This is a genomic window from Streptomyces sp. NPDC007896 (assembly GCF_042959425.1).
In the GTDB taxonomy this organism is placed as follows: Bacteria; Actinomycetota; Actinomycetes; order Streptomycetales; family Streptomycetaceae; genus Streptomyces.
The window spans coordinates 148196-170875 of sequence record NZ_JBIBKX010000012.1; the positions used below are offsets into that span (position 1 = coordinate 148196).

Consider the following 22680-nt stretch of genomic DNA (forward strand, 5'->3'; position numbering starts at 1 on the left):
GAGTTCGCCGGCTATCTCGGCTCTCTTGATGGAGTCGACGCTGAGGTCGGCTTCGAGGTCGAGGTCGGGTTCGATCATGTCGACGGGGTAGCCGGTACGTTCGCCGATCACGTCGAGGACGAGGGCCAGGACGGACTCGGCGGTCGGGGCGGTCCCTCTGGCGGGGGCGGAAGCGGGCGCAGGGGCGGCTACCGGGCCGGTCACCCGCTCGACCAGCGCGGTGATCGCGGCGGCGGTACGCGCCTTGGTCAGCTCTTCCACGTCGGTGTCGCCGGTCGTGGTGAGGCCGAGGCGGGTGGCGAGTTCGCCGGCTATCTCGGCTCTCTTGATGGAGTCGACGCTGAGGTCGGCTTCGAGGTCGAGGTCGGGTTCGATCATGTCGACGGGGTAGCCGGTGCGCTCGCCGATCACCTCGAGCACGACCGACAGCACCGAGCCACCTGCCGGTACGGCCACGGCGACCGGCGCGGCGGCGGGCAGAGCGGTCACCGTGACCGGAGCGTCGGTGTACGTGATCGGGGCGGGGGCGGGGGCGGGGGGACGTACCCCCGGATCCGCTCCCAGGTACCCCAGCATCACATCCCGCTGCGCCGCGATCATCTCCCGGCTCGTGCGCAGGAACTCGCTGATCAGGGCCTCGGATCCGGTGGCCGCCGCCACTGGTCCGACCGGGCTGCTGTGGGTCACGAGGGCCTCCGGGACGCGCTCGGCGGGGTGGAGTGCGGCGGCGGGGATCACGCCGTCCGCCGTACGGATCAGATGGCCGTCGACCGTCCACGCGGCGCGTCTGGGACGCGGGGCGCGGGTGTCGGCGGGGACCGCGTCCCGGCCCTGGAAGAGCCACGAGGCCTTGATGTCCGCACCGGCGACGGCCAGTTGGGCGAGCGCGGCGAGGAACCCGGGGAGACCGGCACGTCGGCCGTCCTCCAGGGCGACCGTGCGGTGCGGCCGGTCGCCGAGGACCGCGCCCACCAGCCGGGTCAGCACCGAGCCGGGTCCGGCCTCGACGAAGACCCGGGCCCCGGCCTCGTACATCGCCTCGATCTGGTCGGCGAACCGGACCGGGGAACCGATCTGCGCGGCGAGTTCGGCCCGGATCTCCTCGGGGCCCGGCGGGTAGCGGGTGGCCGTACGGTTCGACCAGACCGGGAAGTCGATGGGAGCGAACGGGACGTCGGCGAGCACCTCGGCGAAGGTCTCGCCGGCCGCCGCGACCAGCGGACTGTGGAACGCGCAGGCGACCGGGATGCGCTTGGCACCGAGCCCCTGGGCACGCAGTCGCTCGACGGCGGTGAGTACGTCCTCGGTGGGGCCCGAAATGACCGTCTGGCGGGGCGAGTTGCGGTTCGCCGTCACCACCGAGTCGGCCAGATGCGCGGCGGTGAGAGCCGCCGCGACCTCCGGTTCGCCCGCGGCGACGGCGGCCATGGTGCCGGGGTCGCCCTTGCCGGTGGCGCCCAGGATGGCGGCGGCGCGTGCGCGGCTGGTGCGCAGCAGGGCGTCGGGGGTGAGGGCGCCCGCCGCGGCCAGCGCGGCCAGTTCTCCGTAACTGTGGCCCGCGGCCATCGCCGGGCGCACTCCCGCCCTGGTCAGGAGCTGGAACGCGGCGAGCCCGGTCAGACCGAGCGCGGGCTGCGCGACGGTGGTGTCGGTGATGCGCTCCTGCTGCTCCTTGCGGCCCGTCTCGTCGAAGGCCGCCGGCGGGAAGAGGACGCGGGCCGTCGTCTCGTCGAGCCGCAGGTTGCGCTGGAGTTCGGGGAAGGCGACGAAGAGTTCGGCGAACATCCCGGGTCGCTGGCTGCCCTGCCCGGGGAAGAGCAGCGCCACGTCACCCGTCGCGTCGTCGTCGGCCGTGAACAGTCCTTCCTTCGGGGCGTGTTCACCGGCGACCGCGCGGCGCAGCAACGGCGTCAGCTCCTCGGCCGACCCGGCGACGAGGGCGATCCAGGTCCGGGCGCCCCGGGTGGTGGCGGCATCGGCGCGCCGGGACGCGGCGAGCGCGAAGTCCCGCAGCCGCCACGGTTCGTACGGTCCGGCGTCCGCCTCCACGAGGGTGAGCAGTTCGGAGGCGGCCCGTACCGCAGCCGCCCGGTCCGCGCCCCGGAACGTGAAGAGCTCGGCGGGCCAGTGCTGGGCCGAGGTGACCGGCGGCGGCCCGTCCTCGTAGGCCCTCAGGACTACGTGGAAGTTGGTGCCGCCGAAGCCGAAGGCGCTGACTCCGGCGACCCGTTCGGCCGGGGCGGCGGACCAGGGGCGGGCCTCGGTGTGGAAGGCGAACGGGCTGCTCTGCGCGTCCCAGGCCGGGTTCGGCTCGGTGAGGTGCAGGGTCGGCGGCTTCACGCCGGTGTGCAGGGCGAGCGAGGTCTTGATCAGCCCGGCCAGCCCGGCCGCGCACTTGGTGTGCCCGATCTGCGACTTGACCGAGCCGAGCGCGCACGCGCCGGGCGGAGCCCCGGCCTCCTCGAACACCCGGGTGAGGGAGCCGAGTTCGGTGCGGTCACCGACGACGGTGCCGGTGCCGTGCGCCTCGACGAGCCCGACCTCGGCGGGCGAGATGCGCGCGTTGCGGTAGGCCCGGGTCAGCGCGTTGTACTGGCCCTCGGGCCGGGGTGCGGTCAGGCCGAGCGCCCGGCCGTCGCTGGCGCTGCCGACGCCCTTGATCACCGCGTACACCCGGTCGCCGTCCCGCTCGGCGTCCGCGAGCCGCTTGAGGACGACACAGCCGACGCCCTCGCCGAGCGCGATGCCGTCGGCCGCGCTGTCGAAGGGCGCGGAGCGTCCCGAGGGCGAGAGGGCGTGCGCGGAGGCGAAGAGCAGGTAGTCGTTGATGCCGTTGTGCAGGTCGGCGCCGCCGCACAGCACCAGGTCGCTCGTCCCGCTCGCCAGTTCCTTGCACGCCACGTCGACGGCGGTGAGGGAGGAGGCGCAGGCGGCGTCCACGGTGTAGTTGGCGCCGCCGAGGTCGAGGCGGTTGGCGATCCGGCCCGCGATGACGTTGGCGAGGATGCCGGGGAAGGAGTCCTCGGTGAGCTTGGGCAGCCGCTCGTCCAGCGCGGGCGGCAGGCTCCCCAGGTAGGCGGGCAGGACGGAGCGCAGGGTCATCGCGTTGGACAGGTCGCTGCCCGCCTCCGCGCCGAACACGACCGACGCGCGGGCCCGGTCGAAGGACCGGCTGCCGTAGCCGGAGTCCTCCAGAGCGCGGCGCGCCGCCTCCAGGGCGAGCAGTTGCACCGGCTCGATGGCGGGCAGCGAGGCGGGCGGAATGCCGTACCGCAGCGGCTCGAAGGGGATCTCGGGGAGGAAGCCGCCCCAGCGGGACGGGGTCTTCTCCCCGGCGCCCCGCGGGTCGTGGTACAGCTCGGCGTCCCAGCGGGTCGCGGGCACCTCGGTGACGGCGTCCTCGCCCGCCAGCACGTTCGCCCAGAAGGTGGCGAGGTCGGGGGCGCCGGGGAACATGCAGGCCATGCCGACGATCGCGATGTCCAGCGGTTCGGGGGAGCGTTCGGCGGCGGGTTCCCCGATGCCCAGGGCCTCCCGCCGTGCCGCCAGGAAGCCGGCCGCGCCGCTGGTGACCGAGGTGTGCAGCTCGGCGACGGTGGTGACGGCGGAGCGCAGCACGGCGACCTCGCCGGCCATGAACATGCCCTCGGCGAGCTGTCTGTCCTCGCCGACCGGGCTCAGCCCGCCGTCGATCCGCTCGATGCCCTTGCTGGCCAGCCGTAGCCGCCCCACGTTGAGCCGCTCCAGCTGCTCCCAGGCCTCGCGGCCGGGTGTCCCGCGGGCGGCCAGGTCCTCCTTGACCGCGGCGAACTCGTCGGTGAACGGACTGCGGACACAGCGGGTGGCGTGTCCCGGCGCGGTCTCCAGGAGGTCGGTGCGCTCGGCGTCGATCACCTGCCGCTGGAACAGGGGCAGCACCGCGCCCGCGTTCACGGCCTCCTCGGTGAACAGGTACGCCGTGCCCATCAGCACGCCCACGGCCGCGCCCCGCGCGCTCAGCGGCGCGGCGAGCGCGGTGACCATGGCGGCGGAGCGTTCGTCGTGCACCCCGCCCGCGAAGAACAGCCGGAGTTCGGTGGCGGTGCCGTTCTTCGCGCCCGCCAGGAAGTCTTCGAGTACGCCGAGTTGCGCCTCCCACAGAGGGAAGCTGCCCCGCGGTCCGACATGGCCGCCGCACTCGGCGCCCTCGAAGACGAACTTGCGCGCGCCCGCTTCCAGGAACTGCTTCAGCAGCCCCGGCGACGGCACGTGCAGGAAGGTGGAGATGCCCACCTCCTCCAGCGCGGCGGCCTGCGCGGGACGCCCGCCCGCGATGATCGCGTGGGACGGGCGGATCTCCCGTACGACCTCCAGCTGGGCGGCCTTGATCTCCTCGGCGGCGAAGCCGAGGACGCCGACGCCCCAGGGCGCCTCGCCGAGCGCGTCCCTGGTCTGCTCCAGTACGGCGCGGGTCTGGTCGGCGCCGGACAGCGCGAGCGCGATGAAGGGCAGCCCGCCGTGGTTGCTGACCTCGGCGGCGAACGCGGCCTGGTCGCTCACCCGGGTCATCGGCCCCTGGGCGACGGGCAGTTCGCTCCCGAAGGGGCGGCTGCCCGTGCCATCGGGGCCGAGCGAGGGACCCGCGCCCTTCGCCGAGTCGAGAACGGGAGCCGCGCTCTTCGCCGAGTCGAGACCGGGCCCCGCGCTCTTCAACGCGTCGAGCACGGCGTCCCGTACGCCCCGTACCGCCGCGTGCACGGTGCCCCAGCGCTCCTGGAAACGGGCGGCGAGGAAGCCGTCCTGACCGATCTCGGGGGCCGGCGTGCCCTTCTGGGCACCCCGGCGCCGTACGACTCGGCGGCCGTCCTCCACGGTGGTCTCGGAGCCGTCGAGCCCGGCGAGCAGCGCGGAGGTTCCGGCGGGCAGTTCGGCCTCGGCCTCGGCGAGCAGGGCGAGCTGGGTGTCCAGGACGACACCGGCGCCGCCTCCCGCGACGACGGCCGCCGCGGTGTGCGGGCCCGCGCCGCCGCAGGCCCAGACCGGCAGGTCCAACTCGTCGTCGGCGAGGAGCTGTTGGAGGAGTACGAAGGTGCTCAGTTCGCCCACGGGACCGCCCGCCTCGTGGCCCCGGGCGATCAGCCCGTGCGCCCCGGCCGCGGCGGCGTATAACGCCTGCGCGCGGCCGGTCACCTCGACGAGTACGCGGTGGCTGGGGAAGTCGGCGGGCGTGCAGGAGGCGTCGAAGGTCAGCAGGACGGTGTGGACACAGGCGGGGAGGTCCCGCGCGGGAAAGGCATCGTTGTCGCGGAGTCGTACGCCGAAACCGGCGGCCGACCATTCCTCGGCCAGCGCGAGTTCCGCCGCCGCCCGGCGCCCACCCGCGGTGAGGTCGAGCACTCCGAGACCGCCCGCCCGAACGGCGGCCGCGGTGACCCGTGCCGAGGGGACGGCGAACGGGTTCAGGGCGACGACGATGTCCTCTACGGCAAACAGGCCGGACGTATCGAAATTCGGCACAGGCACGCGAACGCTCCAAATCGCACGAGGGTGAGGATTGGTGGGGGAGAGCGGAGAGCGCTTGCGCTTCACAACAAGCCGACAGCCGATGCGAAGCACGCTCATGCTTATTGCGCATCCACGTGAAAGTCAAACTCTCAAGGAGGCTGTCATTACCGGACGTAACACGGTCGACACAGCCACCGTTGAGTCAGGTGCGAGCTGGCAACAGAGGCCTTGTTCGGGGGAGTTGACAGGGTCGGTGACCGCTGGTCGGGTCGCCCCGCGACCCCGATTCGGCCTGCGGCAATGCCTGCTGACGTAGTGTCGAACACGGGGTCCACTTCGATCTTGCGGAAACGAACTGTTTCCCCCGCTGTAAATTGAAACTTTTATTAGTTCCCCTCTTCATAATCAAAATTCACGTTGGCCGAAAGGGTCAGATTTTGGCAGTTGAGGGTGAATGGCAACGATTCGTACTCGCTGGTAAGTTGGCTCATTTCAACAGCACAGCCCGGTCGCGGGAGCGGCCGGGCTGTGCTGGATCCAAAGGTGCCGGGGCGGGTCACTCGGCGTAGAACGTCGCGTCCGCCCTGGCGAGCGTCGTGTCGGCGGGCTGGGTGAGAGCAGGTAGTCGTAGTACCGGAGGTACCGGCCGGCGCCGCTGTACGACTCGAACGAGACACCGGAGGTCAGCGGGTTCGCGGCGTCGCTCAGTTCGGCACAGGAAGCCCCGCCGTACGCAAGACCCTGCGCTCGGCGTCGACCGCGAACACCTCGCACCCTTCGCGCGACGCGGCCCACTCGACGCCCTCCGCGCCCATCGCGAACGCCGCCGTCGCCGTCGCGTCCGCCTCGGTCAGTGACGGCGCCACGACGGTGATGCTGAGCAGCCCGGTGGCCGGGCGGCCGGTGCGCCCGTCGAGGATGTGGTCCCCGCGTTCGTAGCGCGCGGAGGTCGCCACCGCGCCGTCGGTGATCTCCAGCACCGTGCACAGCCGGTCGGCCCGCTCGGGATGGCGTACGCCCACCCGCCAGGGACCGCCCGCGGCCACCACGTCACCACCGGCGTTCAGACAGAACCGCGAGGTTCCCCGGCCGGTGAGGAGGTTCGCGGCCCGCTGCACCGACCAGCCCTTCACCATCGCGCAGGGATCCAGGCCGCGGCCGGGCAGCCGTACGTCGAACGCGCCGCCGGTCGCGACCCGGTACTGCTCGCACAGGCCGAGGACCTCGGTCAGGTCCGGGCTGAGCTCGTGGGGGGTGAGCTCACCCCGGTCGAGCCGGGACACCTCGCTGTCCGCACGGAACGGGCTGAAGCGGGCGTCGACCTCGCGCAGCCACGCGAACACGGGGTCCGCGGTCCGCTCGGACGCGCTCTCGTCGTCGATCCGCAGTGAGACCGGGAACCCCATGACCTGTTCGACGCGCCGCATCCCGCTATCCCTTCGCGTCGAGGGCGGCCTGCAGCGAGGTGACGTATCCGTCGCTGGTGATCGTGGCGCCGGACACCGAGTCGATGTCGGCGCTCTGTGCCTGGAGCGTCTCCTGGATCAGCTTCGGCACGGCCGCCGTGGTCTGCGGGTGGTTCGGCTGCTGGAGCATCCGCACCGAACTGATCTTGTCGCCCTCGAAGGTCACCTCCACCTGCACGGCGCCCTTGGAGGTGTTCACGGTGGAGCCCTGGACGACTCGGGAGGCCGCGGCCGAGGACGAGGAGGGCGAGGACGAGGACGAGGAGGGCGAGGAAGGCGACGGAGACGACGAAGAAGACGAAGACGGGGTCGAGGCGGGCGCGGCGACCTCGGTGGTCGTCGTCGTACCGCTCGACGGCGCGTAGCGCCACAGCGGGACCAGGCCGGCGATGGACAGGGCCAGTACGGGCAGTGCTCGTTTCACGGTGTCTCTCATCCCGCCAGGCTGAAACGCTCGAAGTGGATCTGCGGCTTGGGCACGCCCAGGTCGCGCAGGGTGCGCAGCACCGCGCTCGTCATGGCGGGCGGCCCGCACACGAAGACGTCCCGTTCGGCGACGTCCGGCACGAGCCGCGCGAGCTCGCGCGGCGCCAGCTTGTCCGGCGTGGCCGGTCCGGTCACCACGTGCAGCTCGGCTCCCTTGGCGTACGCGAGCTCCCGCAGTTCGTCGAGGAGCACCGCGTCCCGGTCGGTGGCCACCCGGTAGATGAGCACGACATGGTCGTGCAGGTCCTCCAGCAGGGCCCGGATCGGGGTGATGCCCACGCCGCCCGCGACGAGCAGGGTCTCGGAGCGGGTGCGGTGCAGGGTGGTGAAGGCGCCGTAGGGGCCTTCGGCGAAGACCCGTGTGCCCACCTTCAGATGCCGCAGGGCCGCGGTGCCGTCGCCGGCCGTCTTCGCGGTGAGCCGCAGCCGGTTGCCGTCCGGGGCGGCCGACAGGGAGAACGGGTTCGCCTGCCACCAGCGGTCCTTGGTCAAGAACCGCCACAGGAAGAACTGCCCCGCCCGCGCGGGCATCAGGTCGAGGTCGCGCCCGGTGACGTAGACCGAGACGACGTTGTCGGACTCGGGGACGACGGCCGAGACCCGCAGCTGGTGGCGCAGGTTCCGCCGCACCGGAAGGACCACCCGGCCCAGGAACACCGAACCGAGCGCGACGCCCCACAGGCCCCACCAGTAGGCGGTGGCCGCGGACGAGGTGGTGAAGGTGGTGCCCACCGCGACCTGGTGCGTGAAGGCCAGCACCACCGCCACATACGTGTAGAGGTGGATGAAGTGCCATGTCTCGTAGGCCAGCCGGCGCCGCGCGAAGCGCGCCGACACCCCGCCGATCACGAGGATCAGGGCCAGCGCGACGATCGCCCGCAGCACGCCCTCGGTCGTCGTGGCCAGCTCCACCAACTCGTCCCAGAAGGACGCCGACGCTGCCCCGGCGTAGCCGAGGGTGATGAACAGCGCGTGCGACAGCAGCGTCCACAGCAGGCCGAAGCCGACCCAGCGGTGCCAGGAGGTCAGCCGGTCCATGCCGATCCGGTGGTCGAGCCACGGCAGGCGGGCGACCAGCAGCAGCTGGAAGGCCATCAGGAGCGCCCCGTACAGGCCCGCCAGCCGGCCGAGCGTGATCAGGGTGTCAGGGCTGGGCCCGGCCTGGAGGAAGAACACGGTCACGACGGCCGCGTTCACGGCCAGCAGGGCGTACAGCCCGGTGCGGGCCACCACCTTCGGGCGTATCGCCGTCGGGGGCGGCTGGACACGTTCGACAGTGGTCACGGAGAGCAGCTCCTCGTTCGGGTGTGGGGACATCGAGCCTGCCCGGTGGGAGCTGTCGTTTTCCTGTCGGTCAACTTTCAAGTTTTTATCGATGTGGATCAGAGACGTCGGCGGCTATGGCGTCGGTGGCCACGTCACGCACTATGAGCAGGTGGAAAAAGTGCGCCTCCTGGTCGTGGACGACGACCCTCCCATCGCCGACCTCGTCGCGACGGTCGCCCGCTACGAGGGCTGGGAGGCGATGACCGCGTACTCCGGCGAGGACGCGCTGCGCCGCGCCGCCGAGTTCCACCCCGACATCGTGGTGCTCGACCTGATGCTGCCCGGCCTCGACGGGTTCGCCGTCCTCGACCGGCTGCGGCAGTCCGGGACGATGGTGCCCATCGTCTTCCTCACCGCCCGCGACGGCGTCGCGGACCGGGTCGCGGGCCTCACCCGCGGAGGCGACGACTACCTGGTCAAACCGTTCGCCGTGGAAGAGCTCATGGCGCGGCTGCGGACCGTCCTGCGGCGCGCCGCGGGCCCCGGCTTCCAGCGCTCCGTGCTCCAGGTCGCGGACCTGACGATGGACGAGGACACCCGTGAGGTGCGCCGCGCCGACCGGCTGCTCACCCTCACCCCGACCGAGTACGAGGTCCTGCGCTACCTCATGCGCAAGTCACCGACCGTCCTCACCAAGGCCCAGATCCTCGACCACGTGTGGGAGTACGGCTTCGGCGGCCGCTCCAACGTCGTGGAACTCGTCGTCAGCCGGCTGCGCCGCAAGCTCGACGGCAACAAGCTCGACGCCAACGGCGAGTCCGACAGCGGCGAGTCGCTCATCCACACCGTGCGCGGCGTCGGATACGTGGTGCGACAGGTCGCCGAGTGAGCGGCTCCGGGAGTCGCGGTGCGCTTCGCCGCCTGCGGGGCGCCTATCGCCGGACACGCCTGGGCACCCGGCTGGCCCTCGGCATCGGCGTGCTGTCCCTCGTCGTGTTCGCCGTCGTCGGCACGGCCCTGACGACGTACATGAAGGACTACCTGGAACGTCAGCTCGGCGAGCAGATGAAGCTCGTCCAGGTCACCCAGTCCAAGGACGCCCAGGCGCACGGCACCGTCCAGCGGCGGCCGTACTACGGCTGGTTCACCGCCGTGTACGACGTCAAGGACGGTACGGCGGTCCTACGCAAGCCCGCCGACGTCCCCGCCGACACCGCCGAACTCACCGCCGCCGCGCAGGCGTTGCCGGACGGAGGCGACGCGCATCTGCTGCGCACCGCGCACATCGCGGGCGAGGGCACGTACAAGCTACGCGCCTGCGAGGTCGACCCCGGGGTCGTCCTCGTCACCGCGGCGCCCATGCAGGACATGCGGGCCACCGTGCGGCAGCTGATCACGGTCCAGGTCGTCACCTTCGCGCTCGCCCTGCTGGGGCTCGTCGTGCTCGGCCGGACGGTGTTGCGGCGCGGGCTGAAGCCCTTCAGCGACATGGCGCACACCGCCCGCGGCATCACCTCGCACAACCTCACCGGCTCGGCGCGGCTGGAGGTGCGGGCCGGGGGCGGGCGCGGCGGACCCGAGGTCGAGGAACTGCGCACCGCGTTCAACACCATGCTGGAGCACATCGACGACGCGCTCGCCGTCCGCACCGAGGCCGAGCAGCGGCTGCGCCGGTTCGTCGCGGACGCCTCGCACGAGCTGCGTACGCCCCTGATGTCGGTACGCGGCTACGCGGACCTCTTCCAGTACGCCGCCGCCAACGAGCCCGAGGAACGCGAGAAGCACCTGGCCCGGTTGCGCGCCGAGGCCGCCAGGATGGGCGTACTCCTCGACGACCTGCTCCTCCTCGCCCGCCTGGACGCCGCCGAGGTGGAGACACCGCTGCGGCTGGAGGACGCGGACCTGGCGGAACTGGCGCGGGAGGCCGCGGACGCCTTCCGTGCCGGGCGAGGGGAGCATGCGCTGTCCGTGACGGCCGGACCCGACCCGGTGCGCCTGCGCCTGGATCCCCTGCGTATCCGGCAGGTCCTCGACAACCTGCTCACCAACGCCGCCATGCACACCCCGGCGGGGACGAAGGTGTGCCTGGAGGTGTCGGCCACGGGGACGGGGCGGCCCGAGCGCGCAGGCACGTCCGGCACGGCGGTCGTGCGGGTCTCCGACTCCGGGCCCGGGATCCCGGCCGCCGACCAGGAACGGGTCTTCGACCGGTTCTACCGCGTCGACAAGGCCCGCAGCCGCGACCGCGGCGGCAGTGGGCTGGGCCTCGCGGTCGCCCGCTCACTGGTCCGGGCACACGGCGGCACCATCGAAATGACCAGCCGCCCCGGCTCGACGGCTTTCACGATCCGCCTCCCCCTCCCGCCCGCGCTCCCGTGACCACGGGGGAGTACGTCCACGCGGCCGCCGTCGGCTCGCTCAGCCGGTGCCTCAGCCGGTCGCGCGGACGGCGTCGCGGATCAGTTCGGCGACCAGCTTCGGCCGGGACACCGCGACGGCGTGCGAGGCGCCCTCGACCTCCAGGGTCGTCGCTCCCGCACGCTTCGCGCCGAAGCGCTCGACCTCGGGGTTGATCGCCTGGTCCGCGGCGGCGACCAGGGCCCAGGAGGGCTTGGTCTTCCACGCGGCGGCGGTGGCCGTCTCCGTGAACGCCCCGGCGGCGAGCGGACGCTGGGCGACCGCCAGCACCTTGGTGACGTCGGCGGGGACGTCCGCGGCGAAGACGGACGGGAACGCCTCGGGGACGATGGTGACCTCGACGGCCGGGTCACCGCCCTCGACGGGATACGTGGCCTGCTTCAGGCTGCTGCCCAGCGGCGAGTCGGGGAAGCGCCCCTGCAACTCGCCGAGGCTCTCGCCCTCCTCCAGGACGTACGCCGCGACGAAGACCAGACCGACCACGTTCTCGGCGGTGCCTGCGACGGTGATGACCGCGCCGCCGTAGGAGTGACCGACCAGCACGACGGGGCCGTCGATCTGCGCGGCCACCGAGGCGATGTACGCGGCGTCGGAGGCGAGAGAGCGCAGCGGGTTCGGCGGCGCGACGACGGGGATGCCGTGGTTCTGCAGTTCCGCGATGACGCCGGACCAGCTGGCCGCGTCGGCGAACGCACCGTGCACGAGCAGGGCGGTGGGAGTGGTGTTCCCGGACATGACTGTCTCTCCTTGTCGGTCGTGTGGACCCGGTCAGCCCGCGTGCAGCGCGGTGTGCAGCGTGCGGGTGGCCATCGTCAGCGCGGCCTCGGCGGCGTGGGTGCCGCGCAGGGCGTTGAGCATCACGAAGTCGTGGATGATGCCCTGGAAGCGCACGGCGGTGACCGCGACGCCCGCCTCGCGGAGCTTGTTCGCGTAGGCCTCGCCCTCGTCGCGCAGGACGTCGGCCTCGCCGGTGATGACCAGGGCCGGGGGCAGGCCGGTGAGCTGCTCGGTGGTGGCGCGCAGCGGGGAGGCGGTGATCTGGGCGCGCTCGGCCTCGTCGGTCGTGTACTGGTCCCAGAACCACTGCATGCCGTCGCGGCGCAGGAAGTAGCCGGTGGCGAACTGGCGGTAGGAGCCGGTGTCGAAGTTCGCGTCGGTGACCGGGTACAACAGCACCTGCTGGAGCAGCGGGACATCGCCGCGCTCCTTGGCCATCAGGGTCAGGGCGATGGTCATGTTGCCGCCGACGGAGTCGCCGGCCACCGCGAGGCGGCTGCCGTCCAGGCCCTTGGACGCGCCCTGCTGCACGACCCACTGTGCGACGGCGTAGTTCTGCTCGATGGCGACCGGGTAGCGGGCCTCGGGCGAGAGGTCGTACTCGGGGAAGACCACCGCGGCCTCGGCGCCGACGGCCAGTTCGCGGACCAGGCGGTCGTGGGTGTGGGCGTTGCCGAACACCCAGCCCGCGCCGTGGATGTAGAGGATCACCGGGAGGGTGCCGGTGACGCCGGCGGGCTTGACGATCCGGGCACGGACGCTGCCCGTCGGACCGCCCGAGACGGTGATCCACTCCTCGTCGATGTCCGGCATCTCGATCTCGCCGGACTGCACCTCGTCGACGGCCTTGCGACCCTCCGCCGGGGCGAGGTCGAACAGGTACGGCGGATTGGCGGTGGCTTCCGCGAAGACGGCGGCCGCCGGTTCCAGTACAGGCTTGACCGGCTCTACGGCGTCGGACATGGGCATCTCCTGAAGCGTTGTTTCCTGGGTCGCCGGGCAGTGCTCCGGCCTCGCAGCCACGCTAGAGGCGCGGTGTGGGCGTGAATGGTCCCTCAGCGCACCGCCGTTGAACTCACAGCGCCCAACATGTCGAACCGCCGCACATCGGCGACCGCCTCAGCGGCGGCCGGCGGCCGCGCCGCGGCCGACGCTGTCCCGCCATTCGCTGGGCGACATGCCGTACGCGGCCCGGAAGACCCGGCTGAAGTGGGTGGCGCTCATGAACCCCCAGCGGTTGGCCACCGCCGCGATGGTCCGACTGCCCCGGGCCCGGATCATCAGGTCCCGGCGGCACTCCTCCAGCCGGCGCCGCTGGATCCACCGGCCGACCGTGGTGCCCTCGTCCTGGAAGAGCCGGTGCAGATAGCGCGCGGAGATGTGATGGGCCCCGGCGATCGTCTCGGGGGAGAGGTCCTCGTCGGTCAGGTGCAGGTCGATGAACTCCAGGATCCGGGCCATCAGCGGTGTCTGGGCGTCGGGCGTGCCGGTGGCGTCCCGGCCCAGCCGCTCGGTGGCGAGGGTGGCCAGCACGTTCACGGCGTTCCAGGCGAGCAGCTCGCCGACCGGCGGCCGGGACGAGGAGGCCGTGTCGGCGAGTTCGGACAGGAACGGTGACAGCAGGCGGCCCAGCCGGGACGCTCGGGGAACCGGCGTCCCCGCGAGCCGGGGCACGTCGGCCGCGTCGAGCCCGAGCGACTCGTACGGCACGAGGAACACCTTCATGCGGAAACGCTCGGGGAAGTCGAGCGTCGCCGGATCGTGCGCGTCGTAGAAGCAGATGTCTCCCGGCCCGAGGAAGACGTCCTCGGGCCGCCGCGGACCGTGCGCGCCGCTCCCGCCTCGTACGCCTGTCGCGCCCCGTACGCCTGTGGCGCCTCGTATGCCTACGAAGAGGTACTCGCCGCTGTCCCGGGCGACCAACCGGTGTGCCCGCCGGGCCGGGTAGGGCCGGCCCGCCCCGGGCAGCTCTGCGGGCGCCGCGCCCGGGACGACGATGTCGAGGCCCATGGGCATGCGGCACCTGCCGGTCTCACCCGTCTCACCGCGGTCGGTCCCCATGGTGCTGAAACTGGACGTCATCCGCCGTTGCCTCCGAGCCCTGCCGAACTGTCGAGAGGAGCGACGACGCCTCGTGGGACGGTCGTCCACTCCGCTCGGAGAGTAGGTCGGGCGGAGTTCAAAAAGAGTGACGCGGAAGTGACAGGGACTCCGCCGCGGCGGCCTCGGCGGCTTCCGCGAGCTCGGCGGCGAAGGCGCGCAGCAGGGTGTGCACGGTGTAGCGGCCCGGAGTGACTTCGCACACGAGATGGGCGTCGGCGAGACGGCCGAGGATCGGCCGGGCCTCGCGGGGCGACAGACCGGCGAGGTGGGCGGCGGTTTCCGCCGCGATGCCGGGGCCGGGGTGCAGCGCCACGAGGCGGAAGAGCCGGGCGTCGGCGGGCGGCAGCGACCGGTGGGACGCGGCGAACGCGGCGCGGGCGTCGGCCGTCCCGCCGACGCCCGCGAAGGCGTCGAGGCTCCCGTGCGCGGCGCGGAGTTCGGCGGCGAGGGCGGCCAGCGGGAAGTCGGGGCGGCTGACGGCGCGCGCGGCCACGATGGCCAGGGCCAGCGGCAGCCGGCCGCAGCGGTCGATGATCTCCTCGGTCGCCGCGGGCTCGGCGGCCGACCGCCGGTGGCCGACGCGCAGGGCCAGTGCGGCGCGGGCGTCGGCGGCGGACGGCAGGTCCAGACACAGCGGCCGCGCCCCGGAGGCGATCAGACCGGGCAGCCGGTCACGGCTGGTGACCACGGCCAGGCAGCCCGGGGCGGTGGGCAGCAGCGGACGTACGTGCTCGGTGTCGGCCGCGTCGTCGAGCACGACGAGGACCCGGCGGTCCGTCAGCAGCGCGCGGTAGAGGTCCGTGAGCGCGGCCATGTCGTTTGGGAGGTGCCGGGGCGGTGCTCCGAGCGCCGCCACCAACCCGCGCAGCGCCTCCACGGGTTCCGGCGCGGCCCTGGCGGCCGGGTCGCAGCCGCGCAGCTCGACGTAGAGCTGACCGTCCGGGAAGCGATGCGCGGCCTCATGGGCCCAGTGCACGACCGACGCGGTCTTCCCGACGCCCGCCATTCCGCTGACCAGGATCGTCCCGGGCGCCCCGGAGGACGCCGCCGCCCCGGCGAGGGCGGTCAGCTCCCCGAGCTCCTTGCTCCGACCGGCGAAGACCGTCAGGCCGGGCGGCAACTGGGCAGGCCGTGCGAGGAGTTCCACCGGTTCGGACAGTGCTGTCCTGACCGGTCGGTGCGCCGGGGACGCGGACGTGCGCAGCTCCTGACGGAGAACCCGGGTGCGGGCCTCGCTCAGCTCGGCGCCCGGGGCGACCCGCAACTCCGCGGCCAGTCGGCGCCGTACCTCCTCGTACGCCGTCAGCGCCTCGGCCTGCAGTCCGCAGGCCGCCAGCACCATCACGAGCCGGGCGTGCAGGGACTCGTCCAGGGGCTCCAGTGCGACGGCCCGGCGCAGGCTCGGCAGCACGAGGCCCGCCGTGCCGCACAGCAGGGCCGCGTCGGCAGCCATCCGTGTGGTGAGGACGAGTTCGTGCTCCACGGCGCGGAACAGGGCGTGCTCGCGAGCCGACGCGGGGATCCCCATCGCCACCGGCCCGCGCCACTCGCCGAGGGCCCCGACGAACTGCCGTACGGCCACCTCGGGCCGACCGGTGGCGGCCGCCCGCTTGCCCTGCAGGGTGAGCTCGCGGAACCGCAGCAGATCGATCTCGTCAGGCTCCGCGTCCAGGAGGTAGGCACCGGTGCGGCGCGGCAGACGAAGGCCGGGCGCCCGGGGCGACAGCCCCGGTTCGAGCAGCCGCCGCAGCGCGCCGACGTACCGGCGCACCACGTTCGGGGCGCTGGCCGGCGGACGGCCCGCCCACAGCACATCCACGATCTCGCTCACCTGCACCGGCCGACCCGCCCGCACCATGAGCAGCGCCAGGAGGGCGCGTTGCTGCGGGAACCCCAGATCGAGTTCCCGCTCCGCCCGTCGTACCCGCAAGGGGCCCAGCACCTCGAACCGCATCACCTCGTCGAACTCCCCTTCCCCCCACCCATGACGCTACGGGACCACCCTCCGTGCGCCCTCGGTCAGGTGGTCGGAGGCGGTTCGTCCGATCGGCCGTGAACGGCGCTCCCCGACGCGGCCGACGCCTGCCATGCGCTGGGGGACATGCCGTAGGCGTCCCGGAAGGTGCGGCTGAAGTGCGAGGGGCTGCTGAACCCCCAGCGCTGCGCCACGGCGGCCACGCTCAGCCTGCGGTTCGCGCTCCGGCCCAGCTCGCGTCGGCACGCGTCCAGCCTGCGCCGCCGTATCCACCGACCCACCGTGGTGCCCTCCTGCTGGAACAGCTTGTGCAGGTAGCGGACGGAGATGTGGTGGGCGAGCGCGATCGACTCCGGCGACAGATCCGGATCCGTCAGATGCTCTTCGATGAAGGCCCGGATCCGGGACACCGTCTCGGTACCGACGTCCGAGGCGTCGGGGGTTTCCTCCCCGAGGAGTTGCATGACGAGTACGGCGACGAGGTCGACGGCGTTGCGAGCGAACCGGTGCCCCGTCCTCGACCTGCGGAAGTCCGTCTCGGCGGCGAGCGCCGAGAGGAAGTTGGACACCAGCGCGCCGACACCCTCGTCGCCCCGCACGCGCCGGCCCATGACCCGGTGCAGGTCCGAGGGCGAGATCCCCAGGTGACTGCGGGGCACCCGGAAGACCGTCAGCCGACAAGGGCCGCTGAAACGCAGGTGGTCACGCCGGGCCGGATCGTGGAACACCAGGTCGCCGGGGGCCAGGAACACCTGGGTGTCGCCCCGAGTCACCGAGACCGAGCCCTGGACGTGCAGGCCCAGGTGCAGGTACGCGTCGTCGGTCGAGTCAGGCAGCCGGAAGAGACGACGTACCGGCTCGGTGTCGCGCGAGGCGTCGCGTGGGGCGGCGGAGTTCGCGTGCGGGCCGTACGTCTGCTGTGCCGCCGTCTCGAGGTAATTCTCGACGTCCATGCTCGCCATTGTGGATCGTCGGCGTCTTTGTGGTCCGGGAGTTTGGGTGTCGCAGGGGCGCGTGACCGAGCACTTGAGCCGGCCGGTCGAGCGTGTCGGCGTCGGTGCCATGCTCCCAGGCCGACGACGTGATCACTTGGCGCTGCTCTGCGAGATCGCCGTGTCGGTGGCACGGCATAGGGTGCGCCCAACAACCAACGGCCGCTGAGCGAGGGGCGAAGACATGCACGACGGGATTCGGTGGCTGGTCGATCTGGAGCACTGGATGTCCAGCGTGGTGTTCGCACGCGGGATGTCCGCGCAGGAACTGGCGGTACGTATGGGAGGCGACCGGGACGCGGCGACCGAGCCGATCACCGACGCCGCAGCGTGGGACCTCGGCGAGTGGTACCGCCCGGGCGAGGACGGCGATGGTGTGGTACGGGTCGGAGAGCATGGAGGCTGGTCGTTCGCTCTGGAGTACGGGGACTCGACCGGCGGGGACCGGCTGGCGGAGATCTCCCGCGATGGTGCCGAAGCCGTCCACTACGTGCCGATGCAAGAGCATCCGCCGGCCACCGTCTCTTACGCTCGGGACGGCGTGGAACTGTGCGGCTTCGGACTGGGCGAGGAAGTGTGGCGCTGGGGCCGGGAGCCTGACCTGCTGCTCCCGGACCTCGTTGCCGGGCACGTGCTGCAGCCCGACGGGACCACCCTCGTCGTTCACGAACGCGAGCACTACACGGATACCTACCGGCGCACCCTCGGCGTCATCGAGCAGCGGTTCGGCCTCTCGCTCTCCCCGGCCTACCTGAGGGAGGCCCGCCTGCCGGCGTATGCGGTTCGCGGGACCCCCGACACGCACATCTGAGGAGGCCGGCCGCTCGTCATCATGGCCTTCATCGCCCAACCCGGCGGACCTGTGCGGTCACAGCACTAGGGCTGTGCCACCGCATAACCGGGTACGGATGGCCACCGAACCGTCAGTACTACCGACTCCTCCTCCGCGAACCAGGAGTGGTCGACTCCGCGGCCCCACACGACGTAGTCACCCTGCTGTTCCAGGAGAACACTGCGGCCGGGTAGTTCGACGCGGAAGCGACCGCTGATGAGCAGCAGGAGGGCCGTTCGCTCCTCGCCTCTCACCCATTGCCTTCGCTCGTCACCACGCGGATGGACGCCCCATTTGATCTCAACAGCCTCGCTGTGGCGCGGATCGTCGGCGTTCTTGAAGTGTCCGAGGAGCCATCCCCGGTCCAGTGCCGCGTCCTTGCCCGCGCTGCCCACGTACACGCTCTCGTTCATGATCCGGACGCTAGCAGCCGCTCCTGCCGGCACGACCAGGGCTTTCGCAACAGGCGTTGGCGCTGCATCAGGCAACGTCCGCCCTGTCGACGACCCGGCGCGGCGCGGCAACCGGCGGACCCATTGGGCGGCAAACCCGCGTCGCTCGCGTCCCCCCCCCCGCGCCCCAGTCGCCAGAATCACCGAACGGTGAGGGGGAATCCGGCCCACCCCAGGAGGCGAACGGCGTGGAGCCTCCTCTACCACGCCTTCGCCTCGGCGGCCGTGCTCACCGGCGGCGGCCGGACCCTCGGCGCGTTCCCCACCCTCGCCGACATGTCCGCCCGCTACGCCGAGCTCGGCGCCCACGGGTTCGGCCGACGCGCTCGCGGGGCAGCGGATTGCTCACGAGGGTGCGGGGGCCGGGTTGCCGTAGTAGGCGTCGGGCCCGTGTTTGCGGGTGTAGTGGCGGGCCAGGAGGTGTGGGGGAGGTGGGGCTGTCGGGGACAGGGCCAGGGTGTGGATGGCCATGTCGGCGACGGCCTCGCAGATGATGGCGTGTTCCAGGGACTTGCGGGCGGTGGTGCCCCAGGTGAAGGGGCCGTGGTTGGCGACGAGGGCGGCCGGGACTTCGGCCGCCTTCTGGTCGTCGCCGGCCAGCACGTCGACGATGACGCGGCCGGTGTTGTACTCGTAGTCCTTCTTGCACTGGTCGGCGGTGAGGTCGGGGGTGCAGGGGACGGGGCCGTTGAAGGTGTCGGCATGCGTGGTGCCGAGGACCGGTATGTCACGGCGGGCCTGGGCGAAGGCGACCGCGTGGGTGGAGTGGGTGTGGGTGACGCCGCCGATGGAGGGGAAGGCCAGGTAGAGGCAGCGGTGGGTCTCGGTGTCGGTGGAGGGGCGCAGGTCGCCGTCGACGACCTCGCCGTCGGACAGCCGGACCGTCACCAGGTGGCCGAGGGCGAGGTCCTCGTAGGGGATGCCCGAGGGCTTGATGACGAAGACCCCCGCCTCACGGTCGACGCCGCTCACATTGCCCCAGGTCAGCGTGGCCAGGCCGACCTGGGGGATCGAGAGGTTGGCGTCCAGTACCTCTTGCCGCAGGCCGTCACGGACTCGTGCGGTCATCGGTGGTCTCCTTGCGTGCGGATCACGGGGGTCACAGGGCCTGGGCGAGACGGTGGTAGGCGGCGTTCCAGCGGATCTCCTTGGTGAACTGCTCGGTGCTGGTGCTCTCGTCGATGGTGAGCAGCTCTACGCCGGTCATGGCGGCGTAGTCGGTCAGGGTCTCGGTGTCGACGGCGGTGCTGAGCACGGTGTGGTGCGGGGCGCCGGCGAGCAGCCAGCTCTCGGCGGACTCCGCGAGCGAGGGGCGCGGCTTCCACACGGCCCTGGCCACCGGCAGGCGGTGCAGGGGTTCGCTCGGGGTGATGACGTCGACGGTGTTGGCGGTCAGCCGGAAGCGGTCGCCGAGGTCGGAGAGGCCGACGACCACGGCGGGGCCGGGGGCCGCGTTGAAGACCAGACGGACCGGGTCCTCGCGGCCGCCGATGGACAGGGGGTGGATCTCGCAGCGAGGGCGGTCGTCGGCCACAGAGGGGCAGACCTCCAGCATGTGGGCGCCGAGGATGCGCGGGGCGCCCGGGCCGAGGTGGTAGGTGTAGTCCTCCATGAAGGTGGTGCCGCCGGGCCGGCCGGCGGCCATGACCTTCATCGTGCGCAGCAGTGCCGAGGTCTTCCAGTCGCCCTCGCCGCCGAAGCCGTAGCCGTCGGCCATCAGGCGCTGGACGGCGAGGCCGGGCAGCTGGCGCAGGCCGCCGAGGTCCTCGAAGTTGGTGGTGAAGGCGGTGAAGCCGCCCTCGGTGAGGAAGGTGCGCAGGCCGATCTCCTGGCGGGCCGCGTACAGCAGCGAGTCGTGGCGGATGCCACCGGGGCGCAGTGCGGGGACCACGTCGTACGACTCGACGTATTCGGCGGCGAGTTCGGCGGCCTCCTTGTCCTCGACCTCGTCCACGACGGCCACCAGGTCGTTGACCGCGTAGGTGTTCACGGAGTAGCCGAACCGCAGCTGTGCCTCGACTTTGTCGCCCTCGGTCACGGCTACGTCGCGCATGTTGTCGCCGAAGCGGGCCAGGCGCAGGGTGCGTGAGGCATGGCGGCCGACGGCGGCCCGTGCCCAGGCCGCGATGCGCCGGACGACCCTCGGGTCGGTGGCGTGACCGGCGACGATCTTGCGGTCGATGCCGAGGCGGGACTCGATGTGGCCGAACTCGCGGTCACCGTGGGCGGCCTGGTTGAGGTTCATGAAGTCCATGTCGATGCTCGGCCAGGGCAGCGACAGGTTGTACTGGGTGTGCAGGTGCAGCAGGGGCCGGTCCAGCGCGCTGAGTCCGGCGATCCACATCTTGGCCGGTGAGAAGGTGTGCATCCACACGATCACGCCCACGCAGGTGTCGGAGGCACTCGCCTCCTGGCACAGCCGCCGGATCGACTCGGCGTCGGTGAGGACCGGCTTCCACACGATCTTGACCGGGATCTTCCCGGGGGCGCCGAGGATCTCGGAGATGCTCTGGGACTGTTTGGCCACCTGGTGCAGGATGTCGTCGCCGTACAGGCCCTGGCTTCCGGTGAGAAACCAGATCTCCTGGTTCGGGTAGGGCGTGGCGTTGGTCTCCATGAGGGTTCCTTTCCAAGGGAGTTGACCACCGGGCGGGGGTGCCGCTCAGGCGGACGCCTGGGCGCGGAGGTGGCGCAGGCGGTGCATGACCTCGTTGGCCCCGCGGCCGAAGTAGTCGTGCAGGAGCCGGTATTCGGCGTACAGGCGGTCGTAGGCAGCGGCCCGCTCGGGGTCGGGCCGGTAGACGGCCGGGCGGGCCTTGCCCATGGCGTGGGCGGCGGCCCGGATGTCCGGGTACGCCCCGGCCGCGACCGCCGCGTGCATCGCCGCGCCGAGCGCGGGACCCTGCGCCGAGTCGATGACACCGAGGGGGAGACGGGTGACGTCGGCGTAGATCTGCATCAGCAGCGCGTTCTTCGTCAGCCCGCCCGCGATGATCAGCTCTCGGACCGGCACACCGGACGTCTCGAACGCCTCGATGATGGTGCGGGTGCCGAAGGCGGTGGCCTCCAGCAGCGCCCGGTAGACGTCCTCGGGGCGGGTGGACAGCGTCAGACCCACCAGGACGCCGCTCAGGTCATGGTCGACCAGGACGGACCGGTTGCCGCTCTGCCAGTCCAGGGCGATCAGCCCGTGCTCGCCCACCTTCTGTTCGGCGGCGAGTGCGGTGAGGTGTTCGTGCGGGTCGCGGCCGAGTGCGGCGGCCTCCTCGGCGTACGACACGGGGAAGGCGGTGCGCACGAACCATCCGAAGATGTCTCCGACGCCGCTCTGCCCGGCCTCGTAGCCCCACAGGCCCGGCAGGATGCCCCCGTCGACGACCCCGCACATGCCGGGCACCTCGGCCCACTGGTCGGAGCTCATCACATGGCAGGTGGAGGTACCCATGATGGCGACCATCCGGCCCGGTTCCACCGCGGTGGCCGCGGGTGCCGTCACATGGGCGTCCACGTTCCCCACGCACACGGCGATGCCTTCGGGCAGGCCCGTCCACGCGGCGGCCTCGGCCGTCAACCCCCCTGCCAGGTCGCCGAGTTGGCGGATCGGCTGGTCCAGCTTGGCGGTCACGAAGTCGGCGAAGCCGGGGTTGAGCACGGCGAGGTAGTCGGGAGAGGGGTAACTGCCGTCCTGGAGCTGGCCCTTGTATCCGGCGGTGCAGGCGTTGCGGACGTAGGTGCCGGACAGGCGCCACACGATCCAGTCGGCGGCCTCGATCCAGCGGTCGGTCAGCTCGTAGAGTTCGGGGTCCTCCTCCAGCAACTGCAGGGCCTTGGCGAACTCCCACTCCGAGGAGATCTTCCCGCCGTACCGCCGCAGCCAGGGCTCCTTGCGTTCGTCGGCCAGTGCGGTGATGCGGTCGGCCTGGGCCTGCGCGGCGTGGTGGCGCCACAGTTTGACGTAGGCGTGCGGGCGACCGGCGAGGTCGGGCAGTTCGCACAGGGGCGTGCCGTCCGCGAGGACCGGCAGGACCGTGCACGCGGTGAAGTCCGTGCCGATACCGATGACCTGCTCAGGCCGCACACCGGAGCGGGCCAGGGCCTCGGGTACGGCGATCCGCAGGACGTCGATGTAGTCCGCGGGCACCTGCAGCGCCCAGTCGGGCGGCAGCGGGGTCCCGTCGGGGAGCTTCCGGTCGAGGACGGCGTGGGTGTACGGGTGCTCGGCGGCGGCCAGTTCGGCGCCGTCGGCGAGGCGGACCACCACGGCCCGCCCGGACAGCGTCCCGTAGTCGACTCCGATGACGTAGGTGTCGGGGTGGGTGTGTTCGCTGTGCTCGGCGTTCACCACCGGGTCGCCCTTCTGTTCGGTATTTCGTGTTCTGTTCGACATGCTGGATGAGGTGGAGAGAGGAAATCTGCGGAGTAGGGGGTT

Annotated in this window: 16 protein-coding genes; 3 read left to right on the forward strand and 13 right to left on the reverse strand. The window is 72.0% G+C overall.

Features of this window, described 5'->3' with window-relative positions; translation table 11 throughout:
• The 4 genes from ACFZDJ_RS33970 to ACFZDJ_RS33985 form a co-directional block, all read right to left on the reverse strand.
• The coding region (locus tag ACFZDJ_RS33970) for a beta-ketoacyl synthase N-terminal-like domain-containing protein (protein ID WP_391064601.1) at positions 1-5502 on the reverse strand (5502 nt) is incomplete at its 3' end.
• Between the two features lie 686 nt (positions 5503-6188).
• Positions 6189-6911, reverse strand: a complete 723-nt coding sequence (locus tag ACFZDJ_RS33975) for an FAD:protein FMN transferase (protein WP_390934490.1) — start codon at positions 6909-6911, stop codon at positions 6189-6191.
• A 4-nt stretch (positions 6912-6915) separates the two neighbouring features.
• Positions 6916-7374 (reverse strand): FMN-binding protein, encoded by a 459-nt coding sequence (locus ACFZDJ_RS33980; protein ID WP_390934488.1) that lies wholly within the window; start codon positions 7372-7374, stop codon positions 6916-6918.
• A gap of 8 nt (positions 7375-7382) precedes the next feature.
• A complete protein-coding gene (locus ACFZDJ_RS33985; protein ID WP_390934486.1) occupies positions 7383-8753 on the reverse strand; it encodes a ferric reductase-like transmembrane domain-containing protein in 1371 nt (456 codons plus the stop codon).
• Positions 8754-8811: 58 nt separating this feature from the next.
• On the opposite strand from ACFZDJ_RS33985, the gene ACFZDJ_RS33990 reads away from it, so the two are divergent.
• On the forward strand, positions 8812-9591 hold the full coding sequence (locus tag ACFZDJ_RS33990; protein WP_390934484.1) for a response regulator: 780 nt from the start codon (positions 8812-8814) through the stop codon (positions 9589-9591).
• The gene (locus ACFZDJ_RS33995) at positions 9588-11081 is read left to right on the forward strand and encodes an ATP-binding protein (RefSeq protein ID WP_390934482.1); all 1494 of its coding nucleotides are present in this window, start codon (positions 9588-9590) and stop codon (positions 11079-11081) included. The genes ACFZDJ_RS33990 and ACFZDJ_RS33995 overlap by 4 nt, the downstream gene beginning before the upstream one ends.
• A gap of 51 nt (positions 11082-11132) precedes the next feature.
• On the opposite strand, the gene ACFZDJ_RS34000 is transcribed toward ACFZDJ_RS33995, so the two are convergent.
• The 5 genes from ACFZDJ_RS34000 to ACFZDJ_RS34020 form a co-directional block, all read right to left on the reverse strand.
• The gene (locus ACFZDJ_RS34000; protein WP_391064604.1) at positions 11133-11855 is read right to left on the reverse strand and encodes an alpha/beta fold hydrolase; all 723 of its coding nucleotides are present in this window, start codon (positions 11853-11855) and stop codon (positions 11133-11135) included.
• A 33-nt stretch (positions 11856-11888) separates the two neighbouring features.
• Positions 11889-12860 (reverse strand): alpha/beta hydrolase fold domain-containing protein, encoded by a 972-nt coding sequence (locus ACFZDJ_RS34005; protein ID WP_391064607.1) that lies wholly within the window; start codon positions 12858-12860, stop codon positions 11889-11891.
• A 156-nt stretch (positions 12861-13016) separates the two neighbouring features.
• Entirely contained in the window at positions 13017-13958 is a 942-nt protein-coding gene (locus tag ACFZDJ_RS34010; RefSeq protein WP_391064609.1) for a helix-turn-helix domain-containing protein, read from the reverse strand.
• Positions 13959-14076: 118 nt separating this feature from the next.
• On the reverse strand, positions 14077-15954 hold the full coding sequence (locus ACFZDJ_RS34015) for a BTAD domain-containing putative transcriptional regulator (protein WP_391064913.1): 1878 nt from the start codon (positions 15952-15954) through the stop codon (positions 14077-14079).
• Positions 15955-16019: 65 nt separating this feature from the next.
• Positions 16020-16928, reverse strand: coding sequence for a helix-turn-helix domain-containing protein (locus ACFZDJ_RS34020; RefSeq protein ID WP_391064611.1), 909 nt, complete (start codon positions 16926-16928; stop codon positions 16020-16022).
• A 223-nt stretch (positions 16929-17151) separates the two neighbouring features.
• On the opposite strand from ACFZDJ_RS34020, the gene ACFZDJ_RS34025 reads away from it, so the two are divergent.
• Positions 17152-17778: a DUF6461 domain-containing protein gene (locus ACFZDJ_RS34025; RefSeq protein ID WP_391064614.1), complete on the forward strand. Its 627-nt coding sequence runs from the start codon at positions 17152-17154 to the stop codon at positions 17776-17778.
• A gap of 65 nt (positions 17779-17843) precedes the next feature.
• Here ACFZDJ_RS34025 and ACFZDJ_RS34030 read toward each other — a convergent pair whose 3' ends face one another.
• The 4 genes from ACFZDJ_RS34030 to araB form a co-directional block, all read right to left on the reverse strand.
• Positions 17844-18212, reverse strand: coding sequence for a signal peptidase I (locus ACFZDJ_RS34030; RefSeq protein WP_101401670.1), 369 nt, complete (start codon positions 18210-18212; stop codon positions 17844-17846).
• A gap of 384 nt (positions 18213-18596) precedes the next feature.
• Positions 18597-19319 (reverse strand): L-ribulose-5-phosphate 4-epimerase AraD, encoded by a 723-nt coding sequence (araD, locus tag ACFZDJ_RS34035; RefSeq protein WP_384915885.1) that lies wholly within the window; start codon positions 19317-19319, stop codon positions 18597-18599.
• Between the two features lie 31 nt (positions 19320-19350).
• Complete coding sequence (araA, locus tag ACFZDJ_RS34040; protein ID WP_390934467.1) at positions 19351-20868, reverse strand: L-arabinose isomerase; 1518 nt, start codon at positions 20866-20868, stop codon at positions 19351-19353.
• Positions 20869-20913: 45 nt separating this feature from the next.
• Positions 20914-22638, reverse strand: a complete 1725-nt coding sequence (gene araB / locus ACFZDJ_RS34045) for a ribulokinase (protein ID WP_391064618.1) — start codon at positions 22636-22638, stop codon at positions 20914-20916.
• Positions 22639-22680 lie beyond the last annotated feature (42 nt).